This window comes from Bacteroides intestinalis DSM 17393, from assembly GCF_000172175.1.
GTDB lineage: Bacteria > Bacteroidota > Bacteroidia > Bacteroidales > Bacteroidaceae > Bacteroides > Bacteroides intestinalis.
On record NZ_ABJL02000008.1, the window covers coordinates 670,681 to 696,856 of the forward strand.

The following is a 26,176-nucleotide window of genomic DNA, read 5'->3' on the forward strand; positions in this document are numbered from 1 at the left end:
CTAACCTTTATTAAAGTATTATCTCAAATGAAAAGCGAATTATTAATATCGGCTGCCATGATTCCAATGTGGGGCATGGCAGGAGAAGCGATTGCAGCATCTCCGGAAAAAGGTGTGCCGAAAGAAAAGCAACGTCCGAACATTGTTTTGTTTCTGGTTGATGACATGGGATGGCAGGATACTTCTCTGCCCTTCTGGACTCAACGGACACACTACAACGACACCTACCATACACCGAACATGGAACGTCTGGCAACACAAGGCAAGATGTTCACACAAGCGTATGCCTGCAGTATCAGTTCCCCTACCCGTGTCAGCCTTTTCACAGGAATGAATGCAGCCCGCCATCGCGTAACCAGTTGGACATTACGTAAAAATACCACTCACGAACAACCCGACTCAGTAATGACCTATCCCGAATGGAATGTAAACGGCATTTGCCAGGAACCGGGAATTGAACGTACTACCCAAGTGACTACGTTGGCACAGGTACTTAAAGATAACGGTTACCAGACCATACATTGCGGTAAAGCCCATTTCGGAGCAAATGATACACCCGGAGCCGATCCGCTGACAATGGGATTCGAAGTGAATATAGCCGGACATGCAGCCGGATCACCTGCCAGTTATTACGGCAAAAATAATTTTGGGAATAAGCCGGATGGCAAAAGTCCGTTAGCTGCCGTTCCCGGATTGGAGCAATATCATGGCACGGATACTTTCCTCAGCGAAGCACTTACATTAGAGGCTATGAAAGCTTTGGATAAGGCACAGCAAAAGGATAAACCATTTTTCCTATACATGGCTCATTATGCCATTCATACTCCCATACAACCCGATTATCGTTTTTACCAGAAATATCTGGATAAAGGGCTTCCTCCCGTAGAAGCAGCTTATGCCACCCTCATCGAAGGCATGGACAAGAGCTTGGGAGACCTGATGGATTATCTGGAACGTAACCAACTAACAGACAATACCGTAATCCTTTTCATGTCCGACAATGGCGGACTGGCCGCACATACCCGCGCCGGAGAACTCCATACTCAGAACTACCCACTCAACAGTGGAAAAGGTTCCGCCTATGAAGGAGGTATCCGCGAACCAATGATCGTAAGCTGGCCTGGTGTAGTGGCTCCCGATACGAAATGCGGAGATTATCTTATGATTGAAGACTTTTATCCGACCATCCTCGAAATAGCAGGTATTCAAGAATATACCACCGTACAACAACAGGACGGCATCAGCTTCATGCCATTGCTAACGGGAAAAGGGAAGGTAAAAGACCGCGATATCTATTGGCACTATCCTCATAGCTGGGGACCTTCGGGGCCGGGTATCGGAGCAACTTGCTCCATTCGTTCCGGTGACTGGAAACTCGTCTACTACTTTGTAGACGGTAAGCGTGAACTATTCAATATCCCCGCTGATATCAGCGAGAAAAACGACGTGGCAATGGAAAACCCACGCATTGTAAAGAAATTAGCACAGAAATTAAGTAACTACCTTCGGTCGGTAGATGCACAGCGTCCTACGCTCCGTGCAACCGGTAACTTAGCGCCCTGGCCGGATGAAATTAAAGATTAAAATCAATGAGAAGATTATTTCCATCTATTATTGCATTACTGATGGTTGCAGGAACACTTTCTGCACAGACTACAGACAACAAATCGACTGAAACAACCAAGAAAAACAGAGAACCTGTCGGCGTCAATCTCTCCCTGTGGAAGAATATGTCCACACAACAGACTGATACTGTAGGAAGTACTTGTTTCAACCTCGGTCTATTCTCTTCTATGAACCGTCTGAACGGCGTGGGTATCAATCTACTGGGTAGTGTGGTATACCGTGACATGAACGGTGTACAGGTTACAGGTCTTGCCAACCTGGTAGGAGGCAGCATGCGCGGTGTTCAGATAGCAGGTATCAGTAATGTGAACGGAGATAATCTCTGTGGTGTATCCTTGTCCGGTTTAGTCGGTATCACAGGAAATCATGCACAAGGTGTTATATTCTCCGGACTTACCAATATTGTAGGAGACAATGCCAGTGGTGTTCTCATTGGTGGCTTGCTGAACATTGCCGGAGAGAATTCTTCGGGAGCACATATTGCAGGATTAGCCAACATTTCAGGCGAAGATTTCATTGGTATCACCGCTTCCGGCTTGCTGAACATTGTAGGCGAAAATCTGCGAGGCGTACAAATCAGCGGTTTGGGTAACATCACAGGAGAAAACATGCAAGGTTTACAGATATCCGGTCTGGGTAATGTGGTAGGTGAACACTTCACAGGAGCACAAGTTGCCCCTTTCAATTTTGCCGGAAAAGGAAAAGGCGTACAGATTGGATTAGTCAACTATTATAAGAATAGTTTCGACGGTTTCCAGTTAGGTCTGGTCAATGCCAATCCGGATACTAAAGTGCAGTTAATGCTTTTCGGAGGCAATGCTACAAAGCTGAATGTAGGTGCTCGCTTCAAGAACAATCTGTTCTATACCATCTTAGGCGGTGGTACGCACTATCTGGATTTCAGCGATAAGTTTTCAGCCTCTCTCTTCTATCGTGCAGGTCTTGAGCTTCCCCTATATAAGCAATTATTTATCAGCGGTGACCTGGGCTTCCAGCACATCGAAAACTTCAAGAACAAAGACTATGGCTTCCCTGCACGCCTTTACGCTCTCCAAGCACGTGTCAATCTGGAATATCGTCTAAATGACCGTTTGGGTGTATTCGTCACAGGTGGTTATGGTGGCAGCCGCTACTACAACAAAGGGGTCACTTACGATAAAGGAGTGATTGTGGAAGGAGGAGTGGTGTTGTTTAAATACTAAAATCACTTTTCCTTTATAAGTCCCGTCCTGTACGCCACCAGCAACTTCTTCAAGTCTTGTACCTGTGTCACCAGTATTTTTCCTTGATCCGTATCTTTCACCATCATACGTTGTGAATTGAACTCTACGACAAAGATATTAGACTTGATGTCCTGGCCTTCCTCTATCGCCTTCTGACGGCTTTGGAACGGTTCATGTTGCACTAATTGCAAGCCATGTGAATGATAGACCAACGTATATCCGGCAATACCTGTTTCCGGTTGATATGCCTTGGAGAACCCGCCATCAATCACCAACAACTTACCATCTGCTTTTATCGGTTTTTCACCCTTGATGATCTTCACAGGTACATGGCCATTAATGATGTGTGAATGAGGTCCCGTGACTTCGAACTCTGCAAGAATGCGTTCACAAATATCAGCACGATTACGTAGAGTATAGTAATATCCTTTCGTCTCTTTAGCCAATTCTTTTTCTCCAATGAAATAGCGTTCAAAAGTCGCCATTTTATCTTTGTCAAACGATGGAGCATCCGGGCCACACCACATATACCACACATAATCCAGTGCAAAACTCTTCTCCTCCGTACCGTCTTCATCGAAGTAAGCCGTACGGATCAACTGGTCTGTCTTGCACAATAGTTTCCTGCCCCAATACTCCTTCTTTCCAATACGGACATGTTTGAAACTACCATCCTCATTCAGAGGCATGGAAGCATGGTACAGCAAATTACTGTTACAAACCAGATACATTCCTCCATATGTAAACAAGCAACGCATATGTTTCTTCAACTTCTCACTATTCATGAACGAAGCATGGATTTTATCTATCAGTTCCCGTTCCTCATCAGACAGACGGTATGGATCAGCCGGATCTATGGTCGGGAAGTTTGTATCGCGCAATGGATATTCTTTTCCTTCATATACAAAGACACCTCTCTCAAAATCAATCTTATCCAGTAACTTCCGGTTCTGCATACCGAACTCCGGACGACGGTCTATAATCTCCGCTTCCAGCTTGAACTGTATCACCGTAATCGCCTTATGCATCTGCGTAATCAGCCGTAAAGTCTTCTCATTGTAGTTGCTGTCCACAAAGTTCATCTTCGGAGCGAAGATTGTACAGGGATCATCCGCATACGTATCCATGGCAAACGTGGCAAGTGGTAACAGGTTAATACCATATCCGTCCTCCAGTGTAACCAGGTTGGCATAACGCATCGACATACGAATCACATTGGCAATGCAGGCATCATTACCGGAAGCGGCTCCCATCCACAGAATATCATGATTTCCCCATTGAATATCAAAATTGTGATAATCACAAAGTGTATCCATAATGATGTGTGCTCCCGGGCCACGGTCGTAAATATCACCTACAATATGCAGAGAGTCAATCGTTAACCTCTGAATGAGATTACACATTGCAATGATGAAATCATCCGAACGCTTGGTGGAAATGATAGTACTGATAATTACATTGATATAGGCATGCTTGTTTGGCTCTACGCTCGATTCATGCAGCAACTCCTGAATAATGTACGAGAATTCAGCCGGAAGTGCCTTACGCACTTTAGAGCGTGTATATTTGGAAGAAACATTCTGGCATACCTTCACCAATTGATTCAGTGTAATCAGATACCAGTCATCCAGATCGGCTTCCTGCTCTTTAATCAACTGTAACTTTTCTTCGGGATAATAAATCAGAGTACATATTTCTTTCTTCTCACTCTCACGCAATGTATGCCCGAAGATTTCATTCACTTTCCGTTTCACCGCTCCCGAAGCATTCTTCAACACATGTTGAAAAGCTTCATATTCACCATGAATATCGGTCAGGAAATGCTCTGTCCCTTTCGGGAGGTTCAGAATGGCTTCCAGGTTAATAATTTCTGTACTGGCATCCGCAATCGTCGGAAAACTGCGTGACAGCAACTGCAAATAACGCAAGTCGCTCATGATGCTTTCAGGGGTAATATTACTCATGATATCTAATTACAATTTACAAATTACAAATTATATATGGGCTTGTGTCTTCATTTCAAACCTCAACTCTACGTTCCTAATCCTCAACTTTACGTTCCCAAACCTCAACTCTCAACTTAAAAAGAACATCAGCAGCACTTGGGCGATAATCACACGCAGGAACATGCACAAGGGATAAACCGTAGCATAAGAAACTGAAGGATTATCACCGGGAATGGTATCATTAACATAATTCAAAGCCATTGGATTCGCCATACTTCCGCACAGCATTCCGGCTACCGAACCGAAATCGACTTTCATCCAACGGAAAGCAATGACTCCCATTATCAACACAGGAACCACGGTTAGTGCACAGCCGATAGCTATCCACAACAACCCTTCCGGACGGAATACCGTATCAAAAAAATGAGCTCCCGCATCCAGTCCCAGACAGGCCAGATAGAGTGACAAGCCCAAGGCACGTAGCATCAGGTTTGCGCTACGGGTTGTATAAGTCACCATATGCATGCGTGGTCCGAAAGTACCGATAAGGATACCCACGATAATCGGTCCTCCCGCTAGGCCCAGCTTTACAGGAGTACTGACACCGGGTATGGCAATAGGTATCGCTCCCAAAGCAAGGCCAAGGACAATACCCACGAATACAGCCACCAGATTAGGTTCCTTCAAGCTCTTCACTGCATTTCCCAAAACTCTTTCCACATTTTGTATAGCAGCGGCCTCCCCCACTACCGTCAACCGGTCGCCCAATTGCAAGGTAAGTTCCGCCGTAGCCAGCAGCAGCACCCCGCTACGATAGACGCGACTGATATTGATACCATAATGATTACGTAAATGGAGTGAACCGAGTTTCTTTCCATTCAGTTCCGGACGTGTCACCACGATACGCTGGGAGATCAACTGGCTATCAATGGCATTCCAGTCAATATCTTCCTTGTTCCAGTCCGTGTTTTCTTGCTCACCGAACAATACAGTCAAGGCAGGAACATTTCTTTCTGAAGTGATAACAAGCAAGCGGTCGCCTTCTTTAATCACTTTTTCAGAAGTGGGGATGCTGACATTGCCATCCCGCCACAAACGGGAGATCACAAACTTAGGATAACTCAACTGAGCTATATCCTTCACACTCATATTAAAGATTGCCGGATTGTGCACCTGGAATGCAACAATATAGGGTTTATTCACATCGTCTTTCTCCTTGACTTCCAAATCAGCCTTACGTACCAGCGCCTTACGTATCATCAGAATACCGAGAATAACTCCCACTACTCCTATCGGATATGCCACCGCACACCCCAGAGCCGGAGTATTCGCTTCGATTCCCATCTGTTTCAGCGTTTGCTGTGCAGCCCCCAGAGCCGGTGTATTCGTTGTTGCTCCGCAAAGGATACCTACCATATCCGGCAGAGAGACTCCCAACCCATAACTTCCCAGCAGTGTCATCAGCGTACCGATCAACACCACGCCTACTGCCAGCATATTCAATTGTACACCGCCTGTGCGGAACGAACTGAAGAAGCCAGGACCGACCTGCAGTCCCAGTGCATATACGAATATCACCAAGCCGAAGCTCTCCGCATAGTTCAGCATCTGCGGGTCTATAGACAATCCGAAATGCCCGGCAAGGATACCTGCAAAGAACACGAACGTCACTCCCAACGATATACCGCAGATATGTATCTTTCCCAGCCCCAAACCAATAGCAGAGATCAGCGAGAGCACCACAACCGCCTGTAGGGCGGAGTGTTCAATGAATAAACTGTATAACCAATCCAATGTTTTTACGTTTTATTGATTTCAGTCCGCAAAGATAGGAAGTATTTCCCGGAGAAAAGGAATAATTGCATAAAAAAAACGGTCATCTATTTGATGACCGCTTTATTCCTTGTACACCCTCAGGGACTCGAACCCTGGACCCATTGATTAAGAGTCAATTGCTCTACCAGCTGAGCTAAGAGTGCATTAAATTTTCCGTAGTGGATACGAGAATCGAACTCGTATTGCATGCGTGAGAGGCATGTGTCCTAACCGTTAGACGAATCCACCGGCTGTTTGCGGAAGCGGGGGGATTCGAACCCCCGGTACAGTTACCCGTACGTCAGTTTAGCAAACTGGTGGTTTCAGCCACTCACCCACACTTCCTTAAACCTGCATTGTTTCTCAAATGCGGTGCAAATGTATGGGAAACTTTTGGACTATGCAAATCTTTCCATCATATTTTTTTCTGACTTTTTTCAGGAAAAGGTGTAATCTGTTAAAAGTCAAAAGCAAAGGTCGGAAAAAAAATAATTTATTTGACTCATATCAATTCTTCCCTCCCTCTCATTCCGTACCTTTGCGCGATTTTTCATCACCGGATTTCAAACACTACGAAATGATACATCAGGAAAGCTTAAAAAAGCGACTTGCCAAACTCGCTGCCCCCATCTTTATAGAGACCCTGCTCATCATGATGCTGGGTGCTGTAGATACTATTATGTTGAGCCGCCACTCAGATAGTAGCGTTGCCGCCGTAGGAGTGGTCAACCAGATCATCATGCTTACTTTCCTTATATTTGAGGTTATCAACCTTGGCACCTCTGTTCTTTGCTCCCAATACCTCGGTGCACGCCTGCAGAAGAAAGTAGTCCAGGTAGTCGGCGTATCCATCCTTGTGAATATAGTGATCGGCGTCTCTGTCAGCTTGTTCCTTTTTTCCTGTGCCGGACCGATACTACGCCTCATGGGACTCACTCCCGAACTGATGACGGACGGTATGGACTATATGCGCATCGTGGGTGCTTTCGCTTTCTTTCAAGCTATCTCCCTAACCCTGTCCGCTTCCCTACGCAGTGCAAACAAAGCCATCTATCCAATGCTGGTAACCGTCGTTGTCAACATACTTAATATCATAGGTAACTACTCCCTTATCTTCGGTCGCTTCGGCTTCCCGGAACTTGGTGTAGAAGGTGCTGCCATTTCCACAGCTTTCAGCCGCGGAGTTTCCATGGTACTACTATTCATTATCCTGTTCCGCAAACATATCCACCGTTTCCCTGTCGCTTATTTCCGTCCATTCCCGTGGCCCGAGCTGAAGAACCTGATGAAAGTAGGCCTGCCCTCTGCCGGAGAGCAACTCTCTTACAGTTCATCGCAAGTAGTGATTACCTTTTTCATCAATATGCTGGGCGTCGAAGCACTGGCCACCCGTACCTACTGCGTCAACATTATCATGTTCGCCTACCTCTTCAGCATTGCCATGGCACAAGGAGGCGCCATCTGCATCGGTCATCTCATCGGAGAGGGAAAACCTCATGCTGCCTTCCTTATGGGAAAATACGTAATGAAGAAATCCGTAATGATCACCGTCATACTTTCCACGGTTCTGGCCGTCTTCGGAAACACCATTTTCCACTGGCTGACCTCCAACGAAGAGATCATCCGGCTGGGTACCACCATCCTCATCATTGACGTTATTCTCGAAATCGGACGACCTATCAATATTTTTGCCACGAACGCTCTGCGTGCAGCCGGCGACGTCAACTACCCGTTTTACGTCGGACTGGTGGTTCAGTGGAGCGTTGCCGTCGGGCTGGGATACATCTTCGGTATTCCTTTGGAATGGGGCATCTGTGGTATGTGGGTTGCCTTCCTGTTGGATGAAAACATCCGGGGAGCTATCTTCGTACGACGCTGGTATAGCATGAAGTGGACAACAAAGGGGTTTGTCGCTAAGCACTAATCATTTCACAAGATTTGATTTAAATCAAATCTTTCGTACCTTTGTGCCCGGAAACGGTTATAAATACCAGCGAACAATTATGGATACACTATTAAAAGAAACAGTTAATGCCACTGTGAACTCCCGTTATCCGGGTATGGCACCTGAGGGTAGAAAACTGATAGAAGATATTCTGATCCGCAAAGAGCTGGAAAAGGGTGAACTCCTATTCAAGGAAGGGCAAGTCTGCCACCACATGGTATTTGTGGGTAAAGGCATGATGCGCCAGTTCTATTACAAAAACGGTAAAGACGTCACCGAGCACTTTTCCTACGAAGGCTGTGTCATCATCTGCATAGAAAGTACATTGAAGCAAGAACCTACCCGCCTGATGGCAGAAGCTCTGGAACCTTGCACAGTATACCTCCTCCCCTACGATAAATTCATGAGATTGACAGAAATCTCCTGGGAAATCAATATGTTCTACCGTAAGATACTGGAGTACTCACTCATCGTATCTCAAGTGAAAGCTGACTCCTGGCGATTCGAAACAGCACGCGAACGCTACAACATGCTAATGCATACCCATCCGGAGGTCATCAAACGGGCACCATTGTCACATATCGCATCTTATTTGCTGATGACGCCCGAAACCCTTAGCCGGGTACGCTCGGGCATACTGTAAAAAAGACAATATGAATCTACATTTTTTTGATTTATATCAAATCATATTCCCCAAGAACTCTCTAACTTTGCGCCATCAAAAAAGAAATAGAATTAGTTTTTATAAGGAAAGAGATTAGTTTTTAGGGTATAGATTAAAAAAGAGGTAACAATGTATAGAGGTTGTTACCTCTTTTTTCGTTCACTCCACAAAATTCATTTAAAAAACGTGTAGTAATGCAAACTTATTCATATATTTGTATTAATGGAAATGAAGCCACACGTAGCACTACTAAAAATAACGCTGTTGTTCACACTTATACTGGCGGGATGCCAGGGAAGTCCTGATAAAAAGACCCGCCTGCTGCAATTGCCACAGGAATTATTTCGGGATGGAGATATCACTTTCAGAAGAGGAACAGGGATTACAAGTAGAGTGGTGCTGGCTGCAGACCGTGAAGGAACGTATTCGCATACCGGCATCCTGAAGAAGAAAGACGGACAATGGTATGTGATACATGCTGTGCCCGGCGAACCGGATTTCAAAGACGATCCGGATCGTGTAAAAATGGAGACAGTTGAAGTGTTTTTTGAAGAAAGAAAAGCTATTAACGGGGCCATTATGCGTATAGCAGAGGATTCTGCAAGCGCATACAGAGCAGCAGTACAGGCAGAACGGTTATATCATGCCCATGTACTATTCGACCATGATTATAATCTGGCAGATACAACGCGAATGTACTGTACGGAACTGATTGATTTCGTATACAAAAAACAAGGAATAGACTTGCCTGAGGGACGTATCAGTCACGTGAATATTCCGGGATTCAAAGGAGATTATCTCCTGCCTAACGATATTGCACAGAGTAAGCGCCTCTGTTTGATATACTATTTTTAAATACACATTAATCATTTAAAAAAAAGCGTATGAAAAAGGTATTTTATTTTAGTCTGATGGTTATGGCTATGTTTATGATGGCAGCTTGCTCCTCTTCCAGTAGTCCGGGAGATGCGATGAAGAAGTATAGCAACTACCTTATCAAAGGTGACTATGAAAAGTTTGTAGATGGCATTGCTTTGGATGACAGCGAAACTGCTGATAAACTGAAAGAGCAAAAAGCAGGATTCGTTGCCTTATTGAGAGATAAAGTGGGCAAAGAGTATGAAAAAATGGGTGGACTGAAAAGTATTGAGATTCTATCGGAAGAAATATCGGAAGATGGAAACACAGCAACTGTAAAAATAAAGCAAACCTACGGAAACGGAGAAACACAAGAAGGTACGCAATCGATGGTGAAAAGAGATGGTAAATGGCTAATGTCGATAGATAAGTAAGCTTTTCATCTCAGTATAAGCAACAAGGCGGTTCAGTTAAGAAAAGTATTTCTTACCGGACCGCCCGTTTTATTTTACTTAGTAAAGTTCACCCTGCCCTACTTCCGTGAAGAGCTTGGCAAGCTTTTCAATAATAGGTTTCACATAGCGTTCACCTTTCTCAGCCGAAGCTTTCTTGGGGTTCCCTACCCCGCTATCCACTGTAGCTTTATCCCAATGGCGCGGTGCCCATCCCAGCTTTTCGTTCAATGAAGAAATAGCAAAAGGCTTAGAATCCCCATCACCTGCCTCATTCAGATTTACCAGCTCCGGATGATAGTGCATCATTACGGAAGTTTCCTGCTCACCGGCATGGTCATCTATTTCAGCTTCAAAATAATCTTTCGTGGGAACGAGGCTAAACCAGTCGGTAGCAATAATCAGGAAGTCCGGATAACTAAAGGCAAGGTCGCGTATCATACCTTTGAAATTATTCCCGCCATGTCCACTGACAATAATCAGTTTACGCATACCCTGAGCATAAAGAGAAGCGACAATATCTTCCAAAATAGCCTGCTGGGTGGCATAACGGGTATGTATGCAGAAGGGAAGTTCACGCTGCCCGGGGTTGTGGGCACCGAATGGTACAGGAGGCATCACCATACAACGTACCCCGGAACGTTTCAGTGCCAGCATAGCAGCGTCTACAGCAATGTCATGGGGCAAAATGCAATCGGTGAGATACGGAAGATGTAAGTTATGAGGCTCTGTTGCGCCCCAGGGAAGTATAACGGCATCATACTTCACATCCTTCACTTTTCCATAGCAGGAAACAGTAAGGTCAATTTCTCTTTTTTCCATGTTTTCTTATTTTTGGGGGTATTTGATACCTGCAAAAATAAAGAATATTCCGACACTGTGTACTATTGCTTACGATATTCTTTTGGAGACATTCCGGTGTGATGCTTGAAATATTTGCCAAAGAAAGACTGGTTAGCAAAATGCAGTTCATCGGAGATTTCCTGAATGCTCATTTCGGAAGATTTCAACAAAGCTTTAGCTTCCAAAATAACAAGACTGTCTATCCATTCTCCGGCAGTCTTTCCACTGACTTCTTTTACAGCTGTAGAAAGATGCTTGGCTGTCAGAAACATTTTGTCGGCATAATAGGCAACACTGCGTTCCTGTTTGTACGACTCTGTAATTGCACGGACAAAACGCTCAAAAAGATCCTCTTTCCTGCTTTTTACTTTTCTGACAGTAGGCTCATTGCCTTGATAGATGCTATATATCTCATAGAAAAGAGACAGTATCAATCCCTGAGTAATCTCTTTACGGAAAGGATTGTCTTTCAGTTTTACCTTCTTTTGAAGGAAAGAGTAATACTCCTGCACAGCCTCCATTTGTTCCGGATTGAGGCGTACACAGGGCTGCTCTTTAATCATAAAAAACAGAGGGAATAACTGCTGTACCGTGGGGAGCACATCATCTATAAACTGACCGGAGACAACTATAAAAACACCGGTGAAATCATCCGAACGCTCCACCTGCTGCAAAATCTGTTCGGGCAAAGTAACCACAAGAACACCTTCGGTAAGTTCATGTTCTTTCAGATTGATACGTATCTTGCAATACCCTTTCATGCAGAGTGTCAGACAGGACGCATTCAGGCGTGTAGGATAACCGAACAAAGGGATATCTCCTATATTGTCGAATATGGCAAAATCATTCCCAATAAAATCCATTGCCGGAAAACGGCGAATAGTTGCAATATCTACGTTCTTTATATTTTTCATCTCCCTTTCTTATTTGCGTGGCAAACTTAAGCAATATTTCGCTGAAAACCGTCCGAAATATCCTAAAAAAAGAAAAAGGGAACATTTCTACAAGAAAGGGCTTATGAAATTATGCTCTTGCAATAAATTCATAAGCCCATGCAATAATTTTGCAAACACTTGCAATATTAAATTTAGACCTCAGCCTAATTCATAAATTTAAAGCCGATAAAGAATGTCCTTGGTTGCGTTGGTCCGTAAAAATAACCGGAATCACGGAACTCACCTTTATCCAGGTCTTTCTGGAAGCTGTTGAAGATATTCTGTACACCTGCATTGAGTTGCAACTTGATGTGATCACGCAAAACAAAGGTATAATTTAACTTCAGATTGAGATCAAAGAAATCGGGAGTATTCTCCATACGGTCTTTTTCAATATTGCAAAACGCACCTTCCGGGGCATCCACCGGAGCATAGTGAGGAACGATCATCTTTCCGGTATAGATGCCTGACAAAGAGAAATCGAAGTTTTTCAATGGTGCGGAAGAGAAAGTGAAATAGCCATAATAATCCGGTGTACGCATCATGCGCTTGGTAGTTAATTCTTCACCATCCACTTTGGTCCAGACCTCGGCATCCATATAACGGCTACGTTGTGCGGTGAATCCCAACTGGAGTTGTGCTTCTTTGCCATGAGCCAATTTGGCATCCAGATTGACACCATATACCCGTGCACCACTACCGTTACGACGTTCTTTGATTTTATCCCCGTTATCATCCTTACCGATATCTTCTAATACGAACACATGGCGCAGGTCAGTATAAAAACCTTCCAGCAAAATATTCGCTTGCCAATGTCCGAGATGTGTACTCCAGTCCACAGAGCCACTATAACTGTTGGAACGCTCTTCACGGAGGTTATCAGCCAACTTAATCTGAACTCCTTCACCACCTACAGCTGTCACATGCAAATCTTCATCATAAGCTTGCGGTGCACGGAAACCGGTAGAATACGTCAGACGCGCCTGGAAATCCTCAGTCGGTTTATAAAGGAAATTGATACGCGGGCTGAAAATCAACTTATCTATTAGATTGTGCTTATCGAGGCGGGCACCCACCAGCATAGTGAGCTGACGCATCTTCCATTCATTCTGAACAAAGGCGCTGGCTATGCGTACATCCTGCTTCATATCACGATGATAACCAGTCATGACATCATGCAGGGAGTTATTCTGATATTCAAGGCCACCGGTAAAAGTAGCAGGAGCAAAGAAGCAGTTGTTCATATTGCCTACATACATGCCACCGGCTACCCAGGTCAGATCATCCGTTTTACCATAAGCATTCATGTCCTGTTGCGCTCCATAATAACTGTTTCTATCCGTATGCTGAATAGAACCATAAAGAGAAATCTTATGCTTATATTCACGCCAGAATAAATCATAGCTGACACCACCACTATTAATAATGTGCTTAGTTTGCTCTGTAATATCCGACTCATGCGGTTGCAGATCAAATTTATTACCACCACGACGGAACTCATTAGTAGTATGGTATTCCAGATTGATACGGCTGAAGTGCGTAGGGCGATAGTAAGCACGGAAACCGAAAGTATTCATATTCAGTTTACCAAGTTCGGAGAAACCATCATCATCACGATCATAAGGGTTACGGTTACGATAGCTTTCATACAGCGCGATACCGTAAGAATTATCTTTTGCAACCAGGGAGACGTTACCACCCATATATTGTTCCCACGATTTTCCATCCATGCACGAAAACATGCTCGATACCTGAAAAGAATTACTGATAGGATCTTTAGTAATGATATTGATAGTACCACCTACTGCATTCGCTCCGAACAGAGCAGAACCACCACCACGCACTACCTCCACACGCTCTATCATATTCACGGGAATCTGTTCCAGTCCATATACCCCGCTGAGGGCACTGATGATAGGACGGCTATTTATTAATATCTGAGAATAGGGGCCTTCCAAGCCATTGATACGTACTTGTGGAAAACCGCAGTTCTGACAGTTGTTCTCCACACGCAGGCCGGACTGGTAGTTCAGCGTCTTTGCCAAATCTGTAGAATTCACCATCTCAAAGAGCTTGGCACTCATCACATTGACAACTACCGGAGCGTCCTTACGGCTCACTTCATTACGGTTGGCAGATACCACTACTTCATCCGTCATGAAACTCTCTTCCTGCATCTGGAAATGTATGACTGCAGTAAAGTCTTTACTGACAGTTACCTCTTTTTCCTGCGTCTTATAACCTACCGCTGATACGCGAAGCGTGTATTTCCCGACAGGAAGTTTACGGAACTCGAACTGACCTTCTTCATTAGAGACTGTTCCCTGACCGCTTTCTTTGATTAATATAGTTGCATAGGGTATATTTTCTTCTGTTCCTTTCACTATCACGTGACCGGAAATCATGTTGCCTTCCTTTATAGGATTTACGGCATAGAGGCTGATGCAAACCATAGTAAGCACCAACGCAAGTATATGTTTTTTCATTAATTTGCGCTCAAAAATGTATGTATTGAAAATATGAGTGACAAGCTACGAGCTATATCCTACAAGTACCTTTCGGTATATTAACCGGTAGCTTTCCAAGCTGAAAGCTTGATAAAAGATTATGCCGCGAATGCCGGCGGAGCGCGAAGAGAAACGACCTGCCCCCATTCTTCCTTTACCAAGGATGTTAATTTTTCCGCTTCCAGCATAGCCAGAAGCATCCGCATAGGGTGCAGTTCTTCATATACATCAACCTCCGGAGATTGGAAAGTTGACAAACGACCTATAACGACAAGTTCACTTTTAGAGTGCGTGTGCTTACCGTGAAATGGATGCGAGTGGGTAATCAGCACTCCATTGACGTAATGGACATGAGTAAAGGCTGTAATACTTGTCTGATATGCCACAAACAGCACCAACAAACATACAGCCCCTATAATTCTCTTTATCTTTTTATTCACGTCCCTACAGTCTATTAAAAATTGCGACTGCAAAGATAGTGATTATTTTTCCACTTTTCCAAACAAGTATTCATAATCCCGTTTAGCAGCAGGCTCCACCCATTCTTCCGGAATAAACTTCCATTGTCCCAACGCATGTGGCTCAATCACACCCTTCTTCTCTATATATTGCATCAGGTAATAACGCAAATCTTTATCCGTAGAGTACAGGATACGATCTTTCAATTCATCCTGAGAAATACCGGAGCCCTTAGTCAATAATTCTCCTCCACCATTACCGCGGTAGGAATTCAGTGCTACTTTATACATTTTATCCAAAGAGAAAGGAGTTCCGTCCGCCATACTGGTTATAGTCACCTTTTCCCCCTTGGGTTTCGTTACATCCACCGTATAAATGATACCGGCAGCCGAATCAAAATTGAAGCTGAAGTTTTTGAATGAAGCACGATCTGTTGCCCCTTCACGACGCTTCTCACGAAGCAGCAACAAATGGTCATCAGGAGATTTCATCTGGTTTGTCCACAAATCATACGACATCTCCAATGCATCTTTTATCTCCTTACCGGACAATTTCATAGTATAAAGCATATTTTCATACTTATACAGATTGAACATATCGCTTACAAACACATCACCCTTGCTGATCTCGGTATCATACGACAGAGGAGCAGCTAAAGAAATTTCTGCATTCGTGATTTCAAGTTGTAACATATGGATTAAATCAATAAAAGCAGAAGAACCGAAATAAGCAGGGCGCGTAGAAATCGTTTCAGTGAAACTTCCTATCTTCTTGGACACAAAATCCCGAACATCACTAAACTGGGGAGCAAAACGAGCCATAAAATCCTTGTTTGCAGTATAGTTCTTCATCTCAGTCAGCACTCCGCTGATATGTTTCTCGACTACTTTTCCCTTACGCAATTTCAAAGTAACATCTGCATTCGCCACAACCCCTCCCTTACTTGCCGGGTCCATAATCAACACAGAGTCTCCCTCTACATTTTTAATCTTCTTCAATTCACGGGTATGATCGTGTCCCATCAAAACAATATCAAAACCAGGAACGTTACGAGCCACTTCCAGTGAAGCATTCTCACGATATTTACCACCCATCAACAGAGCATCTTGTCCGGCATGGAAAATTCCGATTACTAAATCCGGATTCTCTTTTTCACGGATAATCTTCATCCATTTGCGGGCTGTCTCTTCCATATCATCAAAGCGCAGACCTTTCCATAAGTTTTCCGACAACCACACAGGAATAGCAGGAGTAATCATTCCCAGCACTACAATCTTAACACCATCCCGTTCCAATACTTCATAAGGCTTAAAGTGCGTTTTCCCTGTAACCGTATCAATGATATTGGCGCCTAAAATGGGAAAATTACAATCACCTGCCCAACGATCAAACACAGCACGCCCGGTTTCCACATCATGATTTCCCATGTTACCAACATTATACTTCATGTAATTCAACACTTCGGCAGCCAGATGCAGAGAAATGGTATCAATATAATTATAATAGTAAGCGCAAGGCTGACCTTGTAGAATATCTCCATTATCCAATAGCAACAGGTTATCCTTATAAGTCTCACGTTCCTTCTGAACAAACTCATACACACGCGCCAGACTTCCCGCTGCCTCATGTCGAAGTATAAAGTCATAAGGATAATAGTTACCATGTATATCGCTGGTTTCTACAATTTTCAGCTTTACTATTTTATCCTGAGCCAACACGGCTCCTGTCAGGAAGAATATCCACCCTAAAAAAAAGTAAAATCTCTTCATAGTAATTATTTATTTGGTTGTTCTATCTCAAATGGATGTGTAAATACGAATCTTGCTCCATCTGTATATCCGGAATCTACCCAGATCTCTCCTCCCCACTTCTCTACAGTCAGTTTACAGATAGATAAACCCAATCCCGTGCCTTGCACATATTCATTCAGTTTCTCAAACCGTTCAAATACCTGCTTCTGTTTTTCCAACGGAATACCTGTACCGGTATCTGATACAGAGAAAGTAGCTACTCTCTTCTCATCATCTACTTCCAGCTTCAATGTGATCTTACCATTTCTGGTAAATTTGTCGGCATTGGAGAGTAAGTTTATAATAACCTGCTGCAAACGCTGGGTATCCGTCCGCAAATCCACACTTTCACGGTCACACTCAAAGATAAACTCATTTTCCGATTTACGAGCCTGACTAACAGAAGCTAATACCTGCTGGCACAGTGGTACTACATCACACTTCTCAATTGTAAACGTAACCCTATCTGCCTCCAGACGAGAAACATCCAGGATATCATTGATCAGGCGAAGCAACAAGTCCGAATTTGTTTTAATAATATCGACATATCCCTGCTGTTCATCCACCGAAGTACCTCCTGAAGCCAATACATCGGAGAATCCTACAATCGCATTCAACGGCGTACGGATTTCATGGCTCATATTAGCAAGGAAAGCACTCTTTAGACGGCTTGACTCTTCCGCACGGTCTTTCGCTTCTCTCAAAGCACTCTCCGACTCCTGAAGTTCATCTTTCAGTTTCTTAGTATGATAGTAAAAGTACAGAGAAACAAACAATCCACTCAGCAATACGACCAAGACCGTACCAACAGTCCAGATATGATATTTATATTGTTCGTAAAACGATGGAGTTTCATTGACCATTTCTATAGGCTGATGAATGGAAGACAGATCCAAACGCTTATCTTTCACAATCTTGCTATCCATCTGTATCTTATTCGGAATTACCTCTACTTCCACCCGGTCGCTGTCCGGTCCCTGCAACAAACGAACCGCCTGATGCGCCATATCCTTACCCAATGCCCGGTAAGAGGGGATCACTCCACCTACCGCCCAATAGCCTATACCTACAGAAGTTATAGAAAAAGTAGGAACATCACCGGCAGCCTCCATCATCGTATAAGTCGCATTGCGCATAAAGTATCCGTCATACATATCTACGCGCCAAGTACCCAATAACAATGCTGTATTGGGAGGCAATTCATGTAATTTATCGCTTATGGTATAAATTGTATTCGTTCGTCCGTCCAGCAGAATAAGGTTCAGTTCCGGGTGTTTTTTCATCTCTTCCACTACATGTGCCTGCAGAGAAACACCACCATAACTATTATCGGAAACAAAAGCAATATTCCTGGTTTCCGGATACAGCTTCTTTATCAGATTAATATTGGCTTCTACATCATATTCATAAACGAATCCGGCTTTCACTGAAGAATTAGGGAAGTCATTAAAGAAATCCACTGCATCAGGCATCCATGTTTTCAGATCGACTGAATCATCCGGAAGAATAATGGCATTACGGCTTGCCAGTGCAGCCAGCACCGGCACATTTCCACGTATGGAATCTGCTTGTGATAAATAAGCTGTCCAAGCCTCCTGACCAATCAGCACAAGTAGTACAGGCGAACGTTTTCCCCGGTATTTAGCAAGAAGTTCCTCCATTTTACTTTTCCATAAAGGAGCTTCGGAGAAACTTTTGCAGTTCATATTTTCCAGAGATATCGGAGCCTCCCCTCCCAGCCGCTCAAATTCTTCCATAAAATCGTAAATATTTCCAGAAGTTTGTCGTGCGTCCGGATTATATGAACTGATAATCAATACCGGGTGTTCTCCAGTCACCGCAAAGGCCGATGAAAGCCCAATGTGGGATATCAGTAAGAAAAGCAGAAAGCTATATATTATTTTCCTAAATAAGCCCATTCAGTGAATATAGAATTGTTTCGGCAAATATACAATAAAGTTATAAGAATAGAAAAATAGTTGTAGAATTTAAGCCATGATATTTTTATCCGTAAGTGTTCTGTGAAGATATTACCAGATATAAACAAAGAAAACAGCCCACTAGGAGCTGTTTTCTGACATTAATATACAATCAATTAATATTAAACCTTTTGATGTAAACTAAAGTACTTCTTCATAAACCATATATAGATAAAGCTAAGCAATAAAATTACACCCAGCAAGAATATATAACCATAGTTCAAACATCCTATATAGCCAATTATTATTATTGCTTGTACCACCATATAAATCAACGAAACCACAACATGAGGCATCCTCAATTCGTTCGCCATCAACTGATACATATGTTTGCGATGAGGTAAACCAATGTTTTCATGAAGCATCAAGCGATGAATGATAGTAAGCACACTGTCGACACCATAAACAGACAATAGGATAATCCAGCCGAAATCTTCTGTTTTAATAATGAGTCTCCCTATCAGAAAAAGAAGAATAAAGGCGATACTCACAGAACCAACATCACCGGCAAAACACTTCGCCTTTTTACGGAAATTAAAGAAACAAAATACAAATACAGAGCAAAGGACGGTATAAATCAAAGCGGGCTCAACAAAAGTGATTATCTTAGAATTTATATAAGCTAATGCACCAAGAATAACCAATGAATAGCCACCGGTAATGCCGTTGATACCATCCATGAAATTATAAGCATTAATAATACCTGTGCAAACTATCAATGCGATAATTATCCACCACCACGAAAGAGAAAACAGCCCCCATTGGTAAAACATCAAAGCCATAGCGGTAAAGTGAAACACTAACCGAAAGCCTTGAGAAGTGGAACGAACGTCATCCACAAAACTGATGAAGGTAATTAGGGTCAATGCTAACATGAACCAGGGATATTCCCATTCATTACTCAAGAAATAAGCCAAAGCGCCAAAATAGAAAATGATTCCGCCACCACGCAAAGTAATCCGGGTATGAGAACTTCTCTCATTGGGCTTATCGATGATATTGCACTTATCAGCTATTCTAAAATAAAAAAGTTCTGCCAGAAATAGCAGAACCAATATAATCAGGTAATACATAACCGTACTTGCCCCTTTAATTTTAAATGTTAATTATTAATTTGAAAACGATTTTATCGTTTTCATAATCCCATCAGCAGCACGAACAGGCATTCGTTCAATGCCAAGTGCAGCTTTAATCTTCTCATTACTAACCACGTAATTCTCCGTCAGTTTCCGCAAACGTTCAGTATTCAGCGGCAGATGAAGTAAAGTTCCTAAACCTGCACAACCTTCCATCATCTTCCGGTTCATCTTCCAGATATGAGGTGCTTTACCCATAGCCTCACACATGAGAGTAATCAATTCATTTGTAGATAGGGCTTCGTCATCACCCATGTGATAAATGCCACTCGCTACATTCTTTGTCAGCAAACCTTCCACCACATAACATAAGTTATCAATCGAAGTGAACGAACGCTTATTCTCAAAATCTCCCAAAGGCCAGGGAATACCTTTCTTTACCACATTATAAAGCAAATTCAGGTTTCCTTTATTGCCCGGGCCATGAATCATGCAGGGTCTCAATATATATACCTGCTTCCTATCATCATGTAGTTTTAATTTTTCATTCTTATTTTTTAATTTATCGAGAATATAATTCTCGGCTGCTATCTTACTCTCTCCGTAAGGTCCTATTGGAGTAGGTACCACATCTTCCTTCAACGCATCCCCTACTACACTATCGGCAGCAGCCTTCACTGAACTAAAGAATATGAACTTTTTAGCTGTAGATTCCAGAAAGAAATCAAAGATCTTCTGAGTCAGTCCTGTATTGATATCAAAATACGCCTGTGCAACAGACTGGTTCTTTGTATCATGTGCTTTACCGGCCAGATGGATGATGGCATCAAATTGTGGCAAACGCTGCATTGGAAAAGAAGTTGATTCAATATCTTCCCAAGCAAAAGTCTTCACTACTCCCTCCTTTTCAGGAGCGACGATATCAAGACCATAAAGAACATGACGCTTTTTTAGGGCAATAACTAGATTGGAGCCCACAAAACCGTGAATTCCTGTAATAAGTATATTCATGAGTCTCTTATTTTAAATCATCTAATCGCATTATAGGAATAGTATTCCAATTAATAAGCTTATCAGCCTGTTCTACATTATAAAACTCATAATGATCCAATACCCTTTGAAACTTAGTAAAAGCCCCTTTTATGCCAACATAACTCTTAAAACGACGCATTACAGGTAAGCTTTTCATGACAGGTTGCTCTTCATCAAAATCTCTCGGATGAAAATAAGTCATCATATAATCACTATGTCTTCCCCAATGATTAATCAGCCAATAAGGAAATAAACGGAAGAAACCACCACCGGAAAAAACAATATGTTTACCCATTATCTGATGGATATTTATTGGAAACTCTTTGATAATCCTTCCATCACCAACATCAATACGTTTCGGAACACCTTCTCCATAACTTGGCATACCACCATAATCATGAGGAGCAGGAAACATAGAACAATCATATCTGAATCCCATCTCTGCCAGACAATAAAGCGCCCAAGTATTATTCTTAGTGATAGAAAATCCCGGGGCACGAAATGCATTCACTTCCTCTCCCGTCACATCTTCTATTAGGCGTTTCGCCTTCAATGTATCTGCTTTAAATGTCTTCTCATCAAAACGGAAAGATAACTCATGTTGATAGGAATGACAACCTATATGATGCCCCTGCTTTTGAATAGAACGAATCACATCTGGATGTCTTTCCGCAATCCAGCCAAGGCAAAAAAATGTTCCTTTTTGATTCCGTTTCTCCAATTCTGCAAGAATACGGTCTACTCCCTGATATATACGCACTTCATGTTTATCCCAATTGAAATCACCTGAGATAAAGTCGCAATTATACCAGTCCTCAATGTCGAAGGTTAGTATATTCAAAACAATAATATTTACTAGATTATTTTACAGAAATTCTCTGAGGAATTTCTTTCACGACCTTAGCAGGTCTACCTGCAGCAATTGTCCATGCTGGAATATCTTTTGTAACCAAAGAACCAGCACCAACTATTGCACCCTCACCAATAGTAACACCAGGCATAATAAATGATTCCATACCAACTAAACTACCCTTTTTCATATGGATTATACCTAGTTTATAACCAAGCTTCGCATAATCATCCCCAACACAGTAATTAGATAAATCTCTTTGATGGCATAACAAACGAGTACCGCTAGCTATATGCACATGATCTTCTAATATTATATGATCTGCATGATTCTCATCTACAACAACATGATCTCCAATAAATACTCCCTTGCCTACCTTACAGCCAAGTCTCCTCAATAGAAAAGGACGTAACATTCTTGGATTTATTGGTTCAAAAATAACCCAATTCATCATACTCAATAAAAGAGCATGATACATGTTTCCAAAAAACTTCCCAATAACTTTAAATAGACTGACATCACCATATTCCTCCTCTGAATAATTTAAACCTATAAAACAAAGGAAACGGTATGTTAAACTTAGTTTTTTCATTCTAGTTAATTAAAAATCTTCCTTGAGTATTCGGCACAGATTATCTATACAGATATCTTTTTGAAATTCTCTCTCAAAGTAACAACGCCCATTATATCCCAAAGTCTCAAAAGCCTCCTTATTCACCAGTACATTATTTCGAATTATAGTAGCCAAAGCCTCGTAATCTCCCGCAGGAACAGCATAACCACAATTAGCTTCTTTTATCACGTCTGCTCCACCATTACCAATCATTGCTAAGACAGGCCTTCCAGCAGACATATATGCCTGTAAACGTGCAGGAACTACCATTCCCAAATGAGGGAATCCTGATCGTAAAGTAACAAGCAGAGCATTAGCCTTTTTAAAGAATCCCGGCATTGCTTCAAGTGGAAAACGTCCTAATGTAAATGCTACATCACTCAATTTATTAGCCTCTATAAAATTATCAAGCCATTCCTTTTCACTTCCATTACCTATAAATATCCATTTCAAGTCCTTTATATCTCTCAAAGATAGAATCAACTGAACAACTGCATCTAAATTTTGGGAACGTCCTAAATTTCCAGCAAGCATTATTTTAAAACCATCAGGTAATTGAGGAATAGGATATTCCGAATCTACTTTCAATAAGTCATCACTCCAATTAGGGAAATACTTTATTTTATCAACAAAATCTCCTTTAGATAAAATAGATTCGGTAAAACGCTTACTACTAATCAATATCCTGTCACATTGACCATAGATATTTACCACTAATCTATTTACAAATGATAAGATTTTCCTATTTTTGATTCCGCCACCAGACATCATAGCATCAGGCCATATATCCAACACCCATAGGTAAACTGGAACTTTTCTTAGTTTTCTCAGAAGAATAGCAGGATATGCTTGAAATATAGGCGAGACTTCATGCACAATTACTGCATCATAATTTCTCCAAGCAAAATAAAAAAACACATTAAAACACGAAGAAAAAACAAAACTCAGGTAATTAATCATTAGCCTTAATCCTCCTCCTTTGCCACGTGGTATCTGAAAGGAGCGGTATACATTCACTCCTTTTACATTCTCCCGACGTTTCTTAAAGAGACCATATCCATTATAGATTTGCCCTTCCGGATAATTAGGGATACCTACTAGTGCATCTACTTCATAACCTCTTTTCACTAATTCAAAAGCAATATCATTACTTTTAAAATTCTCAGGATAAAAATACTGTGTTATTAATAAAACCTTCATTTCTATTCTAGAGATATTGAAAGCGAACATCCATCTATATTTTTTAATGCCCTCCCGTTAAAAAAGATTCTTTGCAATACTCTACCACATTTATATATGGGAAATTCGATACTACCAAATTGAAATATAAACGGCCATATATCCTTCTTCTCTTTGAAGATTTCACGCCAATTTATGCCATCATCCGTAATCCATAAATGTGAATATCTATCTTTATTTATTTTAGATGGCTCTACTGTCGTTGAAAGAAAAGATATATTCCCTAACTGTCCTCCCTTTATGGCAGTTCCTTGTATTTTTACCAATGATTTAATTTGCATAGAATCCCTAGCAAACATTTTGATTTCATTCTGCACATATTGAGAATCTGTAGCAAAAACAACAAAATGTTCATAAAAGAACAACTGACACGAACGATACTCCTGATTTCCCCTAAACACCTCAACTATTGTCTGAAACTCATCCTCAGTATAACCAATAATGCACTCATTCTCTCTATCGCCTGTGCAAAACCACAACTGATTTGTAAATTCATCCCAAAACAAACCATGGATATGATTTATATTACCTTCAGAGAAGGTATAGGCTATTTTCCAAGTTAAACCACCATCAATAGATACATATATATGAACTGCTTCTTTCTCTATATTGGCAAAATATTCACCCCAATAAATGTGCCCATTAGGCAACTCACATAGATTTAGAGGCCTAGATCCTCTTGATATAGAAAATACCTTTCTAAAAACAGCAGAATGATTATTCTTATAGAATATGCCCTTCTTTGCAATTAGCAAATAATTTCCATTCTTCAATGAATATAAACCGTTTATTTCAGCACGTAAAAATCTCCTAAATAAAGGATATGTAGCAAAAAAACGATATCCATCTATGACATTAGCAAAAAAATCATATTTCTTCTGCAAAAAATCATATTTAAAGATTTGGTAACCTTTAGAACCTAAAAAATAATCATCTGTTACTTCCAAAACTTTTATATCCTTAAACTTTTCAATAGCTGCCATCCTTCTCTACTTTCTCCAAACCATCTTGTTCACTACTCCAGTATAGCTCTGAATCAGTTTCACAACTTTAGTCGATACATTCTCATCCATATAATCAGGAACAGGAACGCCATTATCTCCATTATTATTCATTTCGACAGCCGTATCCACTGCCTGCAATAATGACTTTTCATCAATGCCAGCCAATACAAATCCTCCTTTGTCCAAAGCCTCCGGACGCTCCGTACTTGTACGAATACAGATAGCAGGAAAAGGATAACCCACCGAAGTAAAGAAACTGCTTTCCTCTGGCAAGGTACCACTATCACTCACTACAGCATATGCATTCATCTGCAAACAATTGTAATCATGAAAGCCAAGAGGTTCGTGCTGTATCACGCGAGAATCAAGTTTAAATCCACTTGCAGTCAAACGATTACGACTACGAGGATGACAACTATAAAGAATCGGCATATCATACTTTTCTGCCATAGCATTAATGGCATTAAATAAAGAACAAAAATTCCTTTCTGTATCAATATTCTCTTCTCTATGAGCCGACAGCAAAATGTATTTCCCTTTTTGCAAATTCAATCTTCTGTGGATATCTGAAGATTCTATTTCCTGTAGATTCTCATGAAGTACTTCTGCCATAGGCGAACCAGTCACATAAGTGCGTTCTTTTGCTACTCCTGCAACATTCAAGTATCTGCGAGCATGTTCCGAATAACAAAGATTCATATCGGAGATAATGTCTACAATACGACGATTAGTTTCTTCTGGCAAACATTCGTCAAAACAACGGTTACCAGCTTCCATGTGGAAAATAGGAATATGCAGTCGTTTGGCACTTATTACACTGAGACAAGAATTTGTATCACCCAGTACTAACACGGCATCAGGCTTCACTTGAAGCATTAGTTTATAACTGGCATTAATAATATTTCCCATTGTGGCACCCAAGTCATCTCCCACAGCATCCATATACACTTCTGGGGCTTTCAACTTCAAGTCACGAAAGAAAATCCCATTCAAGTTATAATCATAATTCTGTCCTGTATGAGCTAGTATACAATCAAAATATTTACGACATTTATTTATGACAGCCGCCAAACGAATAATCTCTGGACGTGTGCCCACAATAATCAAGAGTTTCAGTTTACCATTCTCCTGAAACTCAATATCTGAATAATCTAATTTTATATTCAATTTATTAAGTACAAATTAGTATAAATAACCATCATCCACCTAAATTTTAATTAGGTAGTTATTCTAGTTAATCTATCAAAACAAATTACAACTGAAGATGTCAGATAGACGAGAGGTAGATAAAAAACAATTAAAATCTGACATGAGAAAATG

The 26,176-nt window shown here is 41.7% G+C and carries 21 protein-coding genes and 3 tRNA genes; 6 read left to right on the top strand and 18 right to left on the bottom strand.

Annotation, left to right across the window (positions count from 1 at the left end):
* Window positions 1–27: 27 nt before the first annotated feature.
* Together BACINT_RS12310 and BACINT_RS12315 are read left to right on the top strand one after the other, a co-directional pair.
* On the top strand, window positions 28–1,584 hold the full coding sequence (locus tag BACINT_RS12310) for a sulfatase (RefSeq protein ID WP_007663500.1): 1,557 nt from the start codon (window positions 28–30) through the stop codon (window positions 1,582–1,584).
* A gap of 5 nt (window positions 1,585–1,589) precedes the next feature.
* Entirely contained in the window at window positions 1,590–2,828 is a 1,239-nt protein-coding gene (locus BACINT_RS12315; RefSeq protein ID WP_007663501.1) for an LA_2272 family surface repeat-containing protein, read from the top strand.
* A 2-nt stretch (window positions 2,829–2,830) separates the two neighbouring features.
* Here BACINT_RS12315 and BACINT_RS12320 read toward each other — a convergent pair whose 3' ends face one another.
* The 5 genes from BACINT_RS12320 to BACINT_RS12340 all read right to left on the bottom strand — a co-directional run bounded on the left by BACINT_RS12320 (window position 2,831) and on the right by BACINT_RS12340 (window position 6,955).
* Window positions 2,831–4,813 carry a fructose-1,6-bisphosphatase gene (locus BACINT_RS12320; RefSeq protein ID WP_007663502.1) on the bottom strand — a complete coding sequence of 661 codons (1,983 nt, stop codon included), beginning with the start codon at window positions 4,811–4,813 and terminating at the stop codon, window positions 2,831–2,833.
* A gap of 111 nt (window positions 4,814–4,924) precedes the next feature.
* Window positions 4,925–6,589, bottom strand: a complete 1,665-nt coding sequence (locus tag BACINT_RS12325) for a putative transporter (RefSeq protein WP_007663505.1) — start codon at window positions 6,587–6,589, stop codon at window positions 4,925–4,927.
* A gap of 112 nt (window positions 6,590–6,701) precedes the next feature.
* Window positions 6,702–6,774 (bottom strand) — tRNA-Lys (locus BACINT_RS12330).
* A 13-nt stretch (window positions 6,775–6,787) separates the two neighbouring features.
* Window positions 6,788–6,859 (bottom strand) — tRNA-Glu (locus BACINT_RS12335).
* Between the two features lie 9 nt (window positions 6,860–6,868).
* Window positions 6,869–6,955 (bottom strand) — tRNA-Ser (locus BACINT_RS12340).
* Between the two features lie 232 nt (window positions 6,956–7,187).
* Here BACINT_RS12340 and BACINT_RS12345 point away from each other — a divergent pair.
* The 4 genes from BACINT_RS12345 to BACINT_RS12360 all read left to right on the top strand — a co-directional run bounded on the left by BACINT_RS12345 (window position 7,188) and on the right by BACINT_RS12360 (window position 10,511).
* Window positions 7,188–8,534 carry an MATE family efflux transporter gene (locus tag BACINT_RS12345; RefSeq protein WP_044155227.1) on the top strand — a complete coding sequence of 449 codons (1,347 nt, stop codon included), beginning with the start codon at window positions 7,188–7,190 and terminating at the stop codon, window positions 8,532–8,534.
* A 79-nt stretch (window positions 8,535–8,613) separates the two neighbouring features.
* On the top strand, window positions 8,614–9,198 hold the full coding sequence (locus BACINT_RS12350) for a Crp/Fnr family transcriptional regulator (RefSeq protein WP_007663511.1): 585 nt from the start codon (window positions 8,614–8,616) through the stop codon (window positions 9,196–9,198).
* A gap of 243 nt (window positions 9,199–9,441) precedes the next feature.
* Entirely contained in the window at window positions 9,442–10,074 is a 633-nt protein-coding gene (locus BACINT_RS12355; protein ID WP_007663513.1) for a YiiX/YebB-like N1pC/P60 family cysteine hydrolase, read from the top strand.
* A gap of 29 nt (window positions 10,075–10,103) precedes the next feature.
* Window positions 10,104–10,511 carry a DUF4878 domain-containing protein gene (locus BACINT_RS12360; protein WP_007663515.1) on the top strand — a complete coding sequence of 136 codons (408 nt, stop codon included), beginning with the start codon at window positions 10,104–10,106 and terminating at the stop codon, window positions 10,509–10,511.
* A 78-nt stretch (window positions 10,512–10,589) separates the two neighbouring features.
* Here BACINT_RS12360 and BACINT_RS12365 read toward each other — a convergent pair whose 3' ends face one another.
* From BACINT_RS12365 to wecB, 13 genes are all read right to left on the bottom strand, one after another.
* Window positions 10,590–11,351, bottom strand: coding sequence for a creatininase family protein (locus tag BACINT_RS12365; RefSeq protein WP_007663518.1), 762 nt, complete (start codon window positions 11,349–11,351; stop codon window positions 10,590–10,592).
* A gap of 62 nt (window positions 11,352–11,413) precedes the next feature.
* Window positions 11,414–12,286, bottom strand: a complete 873-nt coding sequence (locus BACINT_RS12370) for an AraC family transcriptional regulator (RefSeq protein WP_007663520.1) — start codon at window positions 12,284–12,286, stop codon at window positions 11,414–11,416.
* A gap of 185 nt (window positions 12,287–12,471) precedes the next feature.
* The gene (locus tag BACINT_RS12375; protein WP_007663523.1) at window positions 12,472–14,793 is read right to left on the bottom strand and encodes a TonB-dependent receptor; all 2,322 of its coding nucleotides are present in this window, start codon (window positions 14,791–14,793) and stop codon (window positions 12,472–12,474) included.
* A 119-nt stretch (window positions 14,794–14,912) separates the two neighbouring features.
* Window positions 14,913–15,254: a hypothetical protein gene (locus tag BACINT_RS12380; RefSeq protein ID WP_007663525.1), complete on the bottom strand. Its 342-nt coding sequence runs from the start codon at window positions 15,252–15,254 to the stop codon at window positions 14,913–14,915.
* A 42-nt stretch (window positions 15,255–15,296) separates the two neighbouring features.
* Window positions 15,297–17,042 (bottom strand): bifunctional metallophosphatase/5'-nucleotidase, encoded by a 1,746-nt coding sequence (locus BACINT_RS12385; RefSeq protein WP_007663528.1) that lies wholly within the window; start codon window positions 17,040–17,042, stop codon window positions 15,297–15,299.
* Between the two features lie 5 nt (window positions 17,043–17,047).
* The gene (locus BACINT_RS12390) at window positions 17,048–18,982 is read right to left on the bottom strand and encodes a sensor histidine kinase (RefSeq protein WP_007663529.1); all 1,935 of its coding nucleotides are present in this window, start codon (window positions 18,980–18,982) and stop codon (window positions 17,048–17,050) included.
* Window positions 18,983–19,164: 182 nt separating this feature from the next.
* The gene (locus BACINT_RS12395; protein ID WP_007663532.1) at window positions 19,165–20,115 is read right to left on the bottom strand and encodes an MraY family glycosyltransferase; all 951 of its coding nucleotides are present in this window, start codon (window positions 20,113–20,115) and stop codon (window positions 19,165–19,167) included.
* A 36-nt stretch (window positions 20,116–20,151) separates the two neighbouring features.
* Window positions 20,152–21,129: an NAD-dependent epimerase/dehydratase family protein gene (locus tag BACINT_RS12400; protein ID WP_007663535.1), complete on the bottom strand. Its 978-nt coding sequence runs from the start codon at window positions 21,127–21,129 to the stop codon at window positions 20,152–20,154.
* Window positions 21,130–21,136: 7 nt separating this feature from the next.
* Window positions 21,137–21,991, bottom strand: a complete 855-nt coding sequence (locus BACINT_RS12405; RefSeq protein WP_007663536.1) for a polysaccharide deacetylase family protein — start codon at window positions 21,989–21,991, stop codon at window positions 21,137–21,139.
* Between the two features lie 19 nt (window positions 21,992–22,010).
* Window positions 22,011–22,592: an acyltransferase gene (locus tag BACINT_RS12410; protein ID WP_007663537.1), complete on the bottom strand. Its 582-nt coding sequence runs from the start codon at window positions 22,590–22,592 to the stop codon at window positions 22,011–22,013.
* Between the two features lie 9 nt (window positions 22,593–22,601).
* A complete protein-coding gene (locus tag BACINT_RS12415) occupies window positions 22,602–23,843 on the bottom strand; it encodes a glycosyltransferase family 4 protein (protein ID WP_007663538.1) in 1,242 nt (413 codons plus the stop codon).
* Window positions 23,816–24,835 (bottom strand): hypothetical protein, encoded by a 1,020-nt coding sequence (locus BACINT_RS12420; protein WP_007663539.1) that lies wholly within the window; start codon window positions 24,833–24,835, stop codon window positions 23,816–23,818. Before BACINT_RS12420 ends, BACINT_RS12415 begins: the two co-directional genes overlap by 28 nt.
* A gap of 6 nt (window positions 24,836–24,841) precedes the next feature.
* Window positions 24,842–26,023 carry a non-hydrolyzing UDP-N-acetylglucosamine 2-epimerase gene (wecB, locus tag BACINT_RS12425; protein WP_007663540.1) on the bottom strand — a complete coding sequence of 394 codons (1,182 nt, stop codon included), beginning with the start codon at window positions 26,021–26,023 and terminating at the stop codon, window positions 24,842–24,844.
* Window positions 26,024–26,176: the final 153 nt, after the last annotated feature.

Bases quoted from the DNA above. Each gene is read 5' to 3' on its own strand.
- BACINT_RS12310 (WP_007663500.1), top strand. From the start codon at position 28: ATGAAAAGCGAATTATTAATATCGGCTGCCATGATTCCAATGTGGGGC.
- BACINT_RS12315 (WP_007663501.1), top strand. From the start codon at position 1,590: ATGAGAAGATTATTTCCATCTATTATTGCATTACTGATGGTTGCAGGA.
- BACINT_RS12320 (WP_007663502.1), bottom strand. From the start codon at position 4,813: ATGAGTAATATTACCCCTGAAAGCATCATGAGCGACTTGCGTTATTTG.
- BACINT_RS12345 (WP_044155227.1), top strand. From the start codon at position 7,188: ATGATACATCAGGAAAGCTTAAAAAAGCGACTTGCCAAACTCGCTGCC.
- BACINT_RS12350 (WP_007663511.1), top strand. From the start codon at position 8,614: ATGGATACACTATTAAAAGAAACAGTTAATGCCACTGTGAACTCCCGT.
- BACINT_RS12355 (WP_007663513.1), top strand. From the start codon at position 9,442: ATGGAAATGAAGCCACACGTAGCACTACTAAAAATAACGCTGTTGTTC.
- BACINT_RS12360 (WP_007663515.1), top strand. From the start codon at position 10,104: ATGAAAAAGGTATTTTATTTTAGTCTGATGGTTATGGCTATGTTTATG.
- BACINT_RS12365 (WP_007663518.1), bottom strand. From the start codon at position 11,351: ATGGAAAAAAGAGAAATTGACCTTACTGTTTCCTGCTATGGAAAAGTG.
- BACINT_RS12370 (WP_007663520.1), bottom strand. From the start codon at position 12,286: ATGAAAAATATAAAGAACGTAGATATTGCAACTATTCGCCGTTTTCCG.
- BACINT_RS12375 (WP_007663523.1), bottom strand. From the start codon at position 14,793: ATGAAAAAACATATACTTGCGTTGGTGCTTACTATGGTTTGCATCAGC.
- BACINT_RS12385 (WP_007663528.1), bottom strand. From the start codon at position 17,042: ATGAAGAGATTTTACTTTTTTTTAGGGTGGATATTCTTCCTGACAGGA.
- BACINT_RS12390 (WP_007663529.1), bottom strand. From the start codon at position 18,982: ATGGGCTTATTTAGGAAAATAATATATAGCTTTCTGCTTTTCTTACTG.
- BACINT_RS12395 (WP_007663532.1), bottom strand. From the start codon at position 20,115: ATGTATTACCTGATTATATTGGTTCTGCTATTTCTGGCAGAACTTTTT.
- BACINT_RS12400 (WP_007663535.1), bottom strand. From the start codon at position 21,129: ATGAATATACTTATTACAGGAATTCACGGTTTTGTGGGCTCCAATCTA.
- BACINT_RS12410 (WP_007663537.1), bottom strand. From the start codon at position 22,592: ATGAAAAAACTAAGTTTAACATACCGTTTCCTTTGTTTTATAGGTTTA.
- BACINT_RS12415 (WP_007663538.1), bottom strand. From the start codon at position 23,843: ATGTTCGCTTTCAATATCTCTAGAATAGAAATGAAGGTTTTATTAATA.
- BACINT_RS12420 (WP_007663539.1), bottom strand. From the start codon at position 24,835: ATGGCAGCTATTGAAAAGTTTAAGGATATAAAAGTTTTGGAAGTAACA.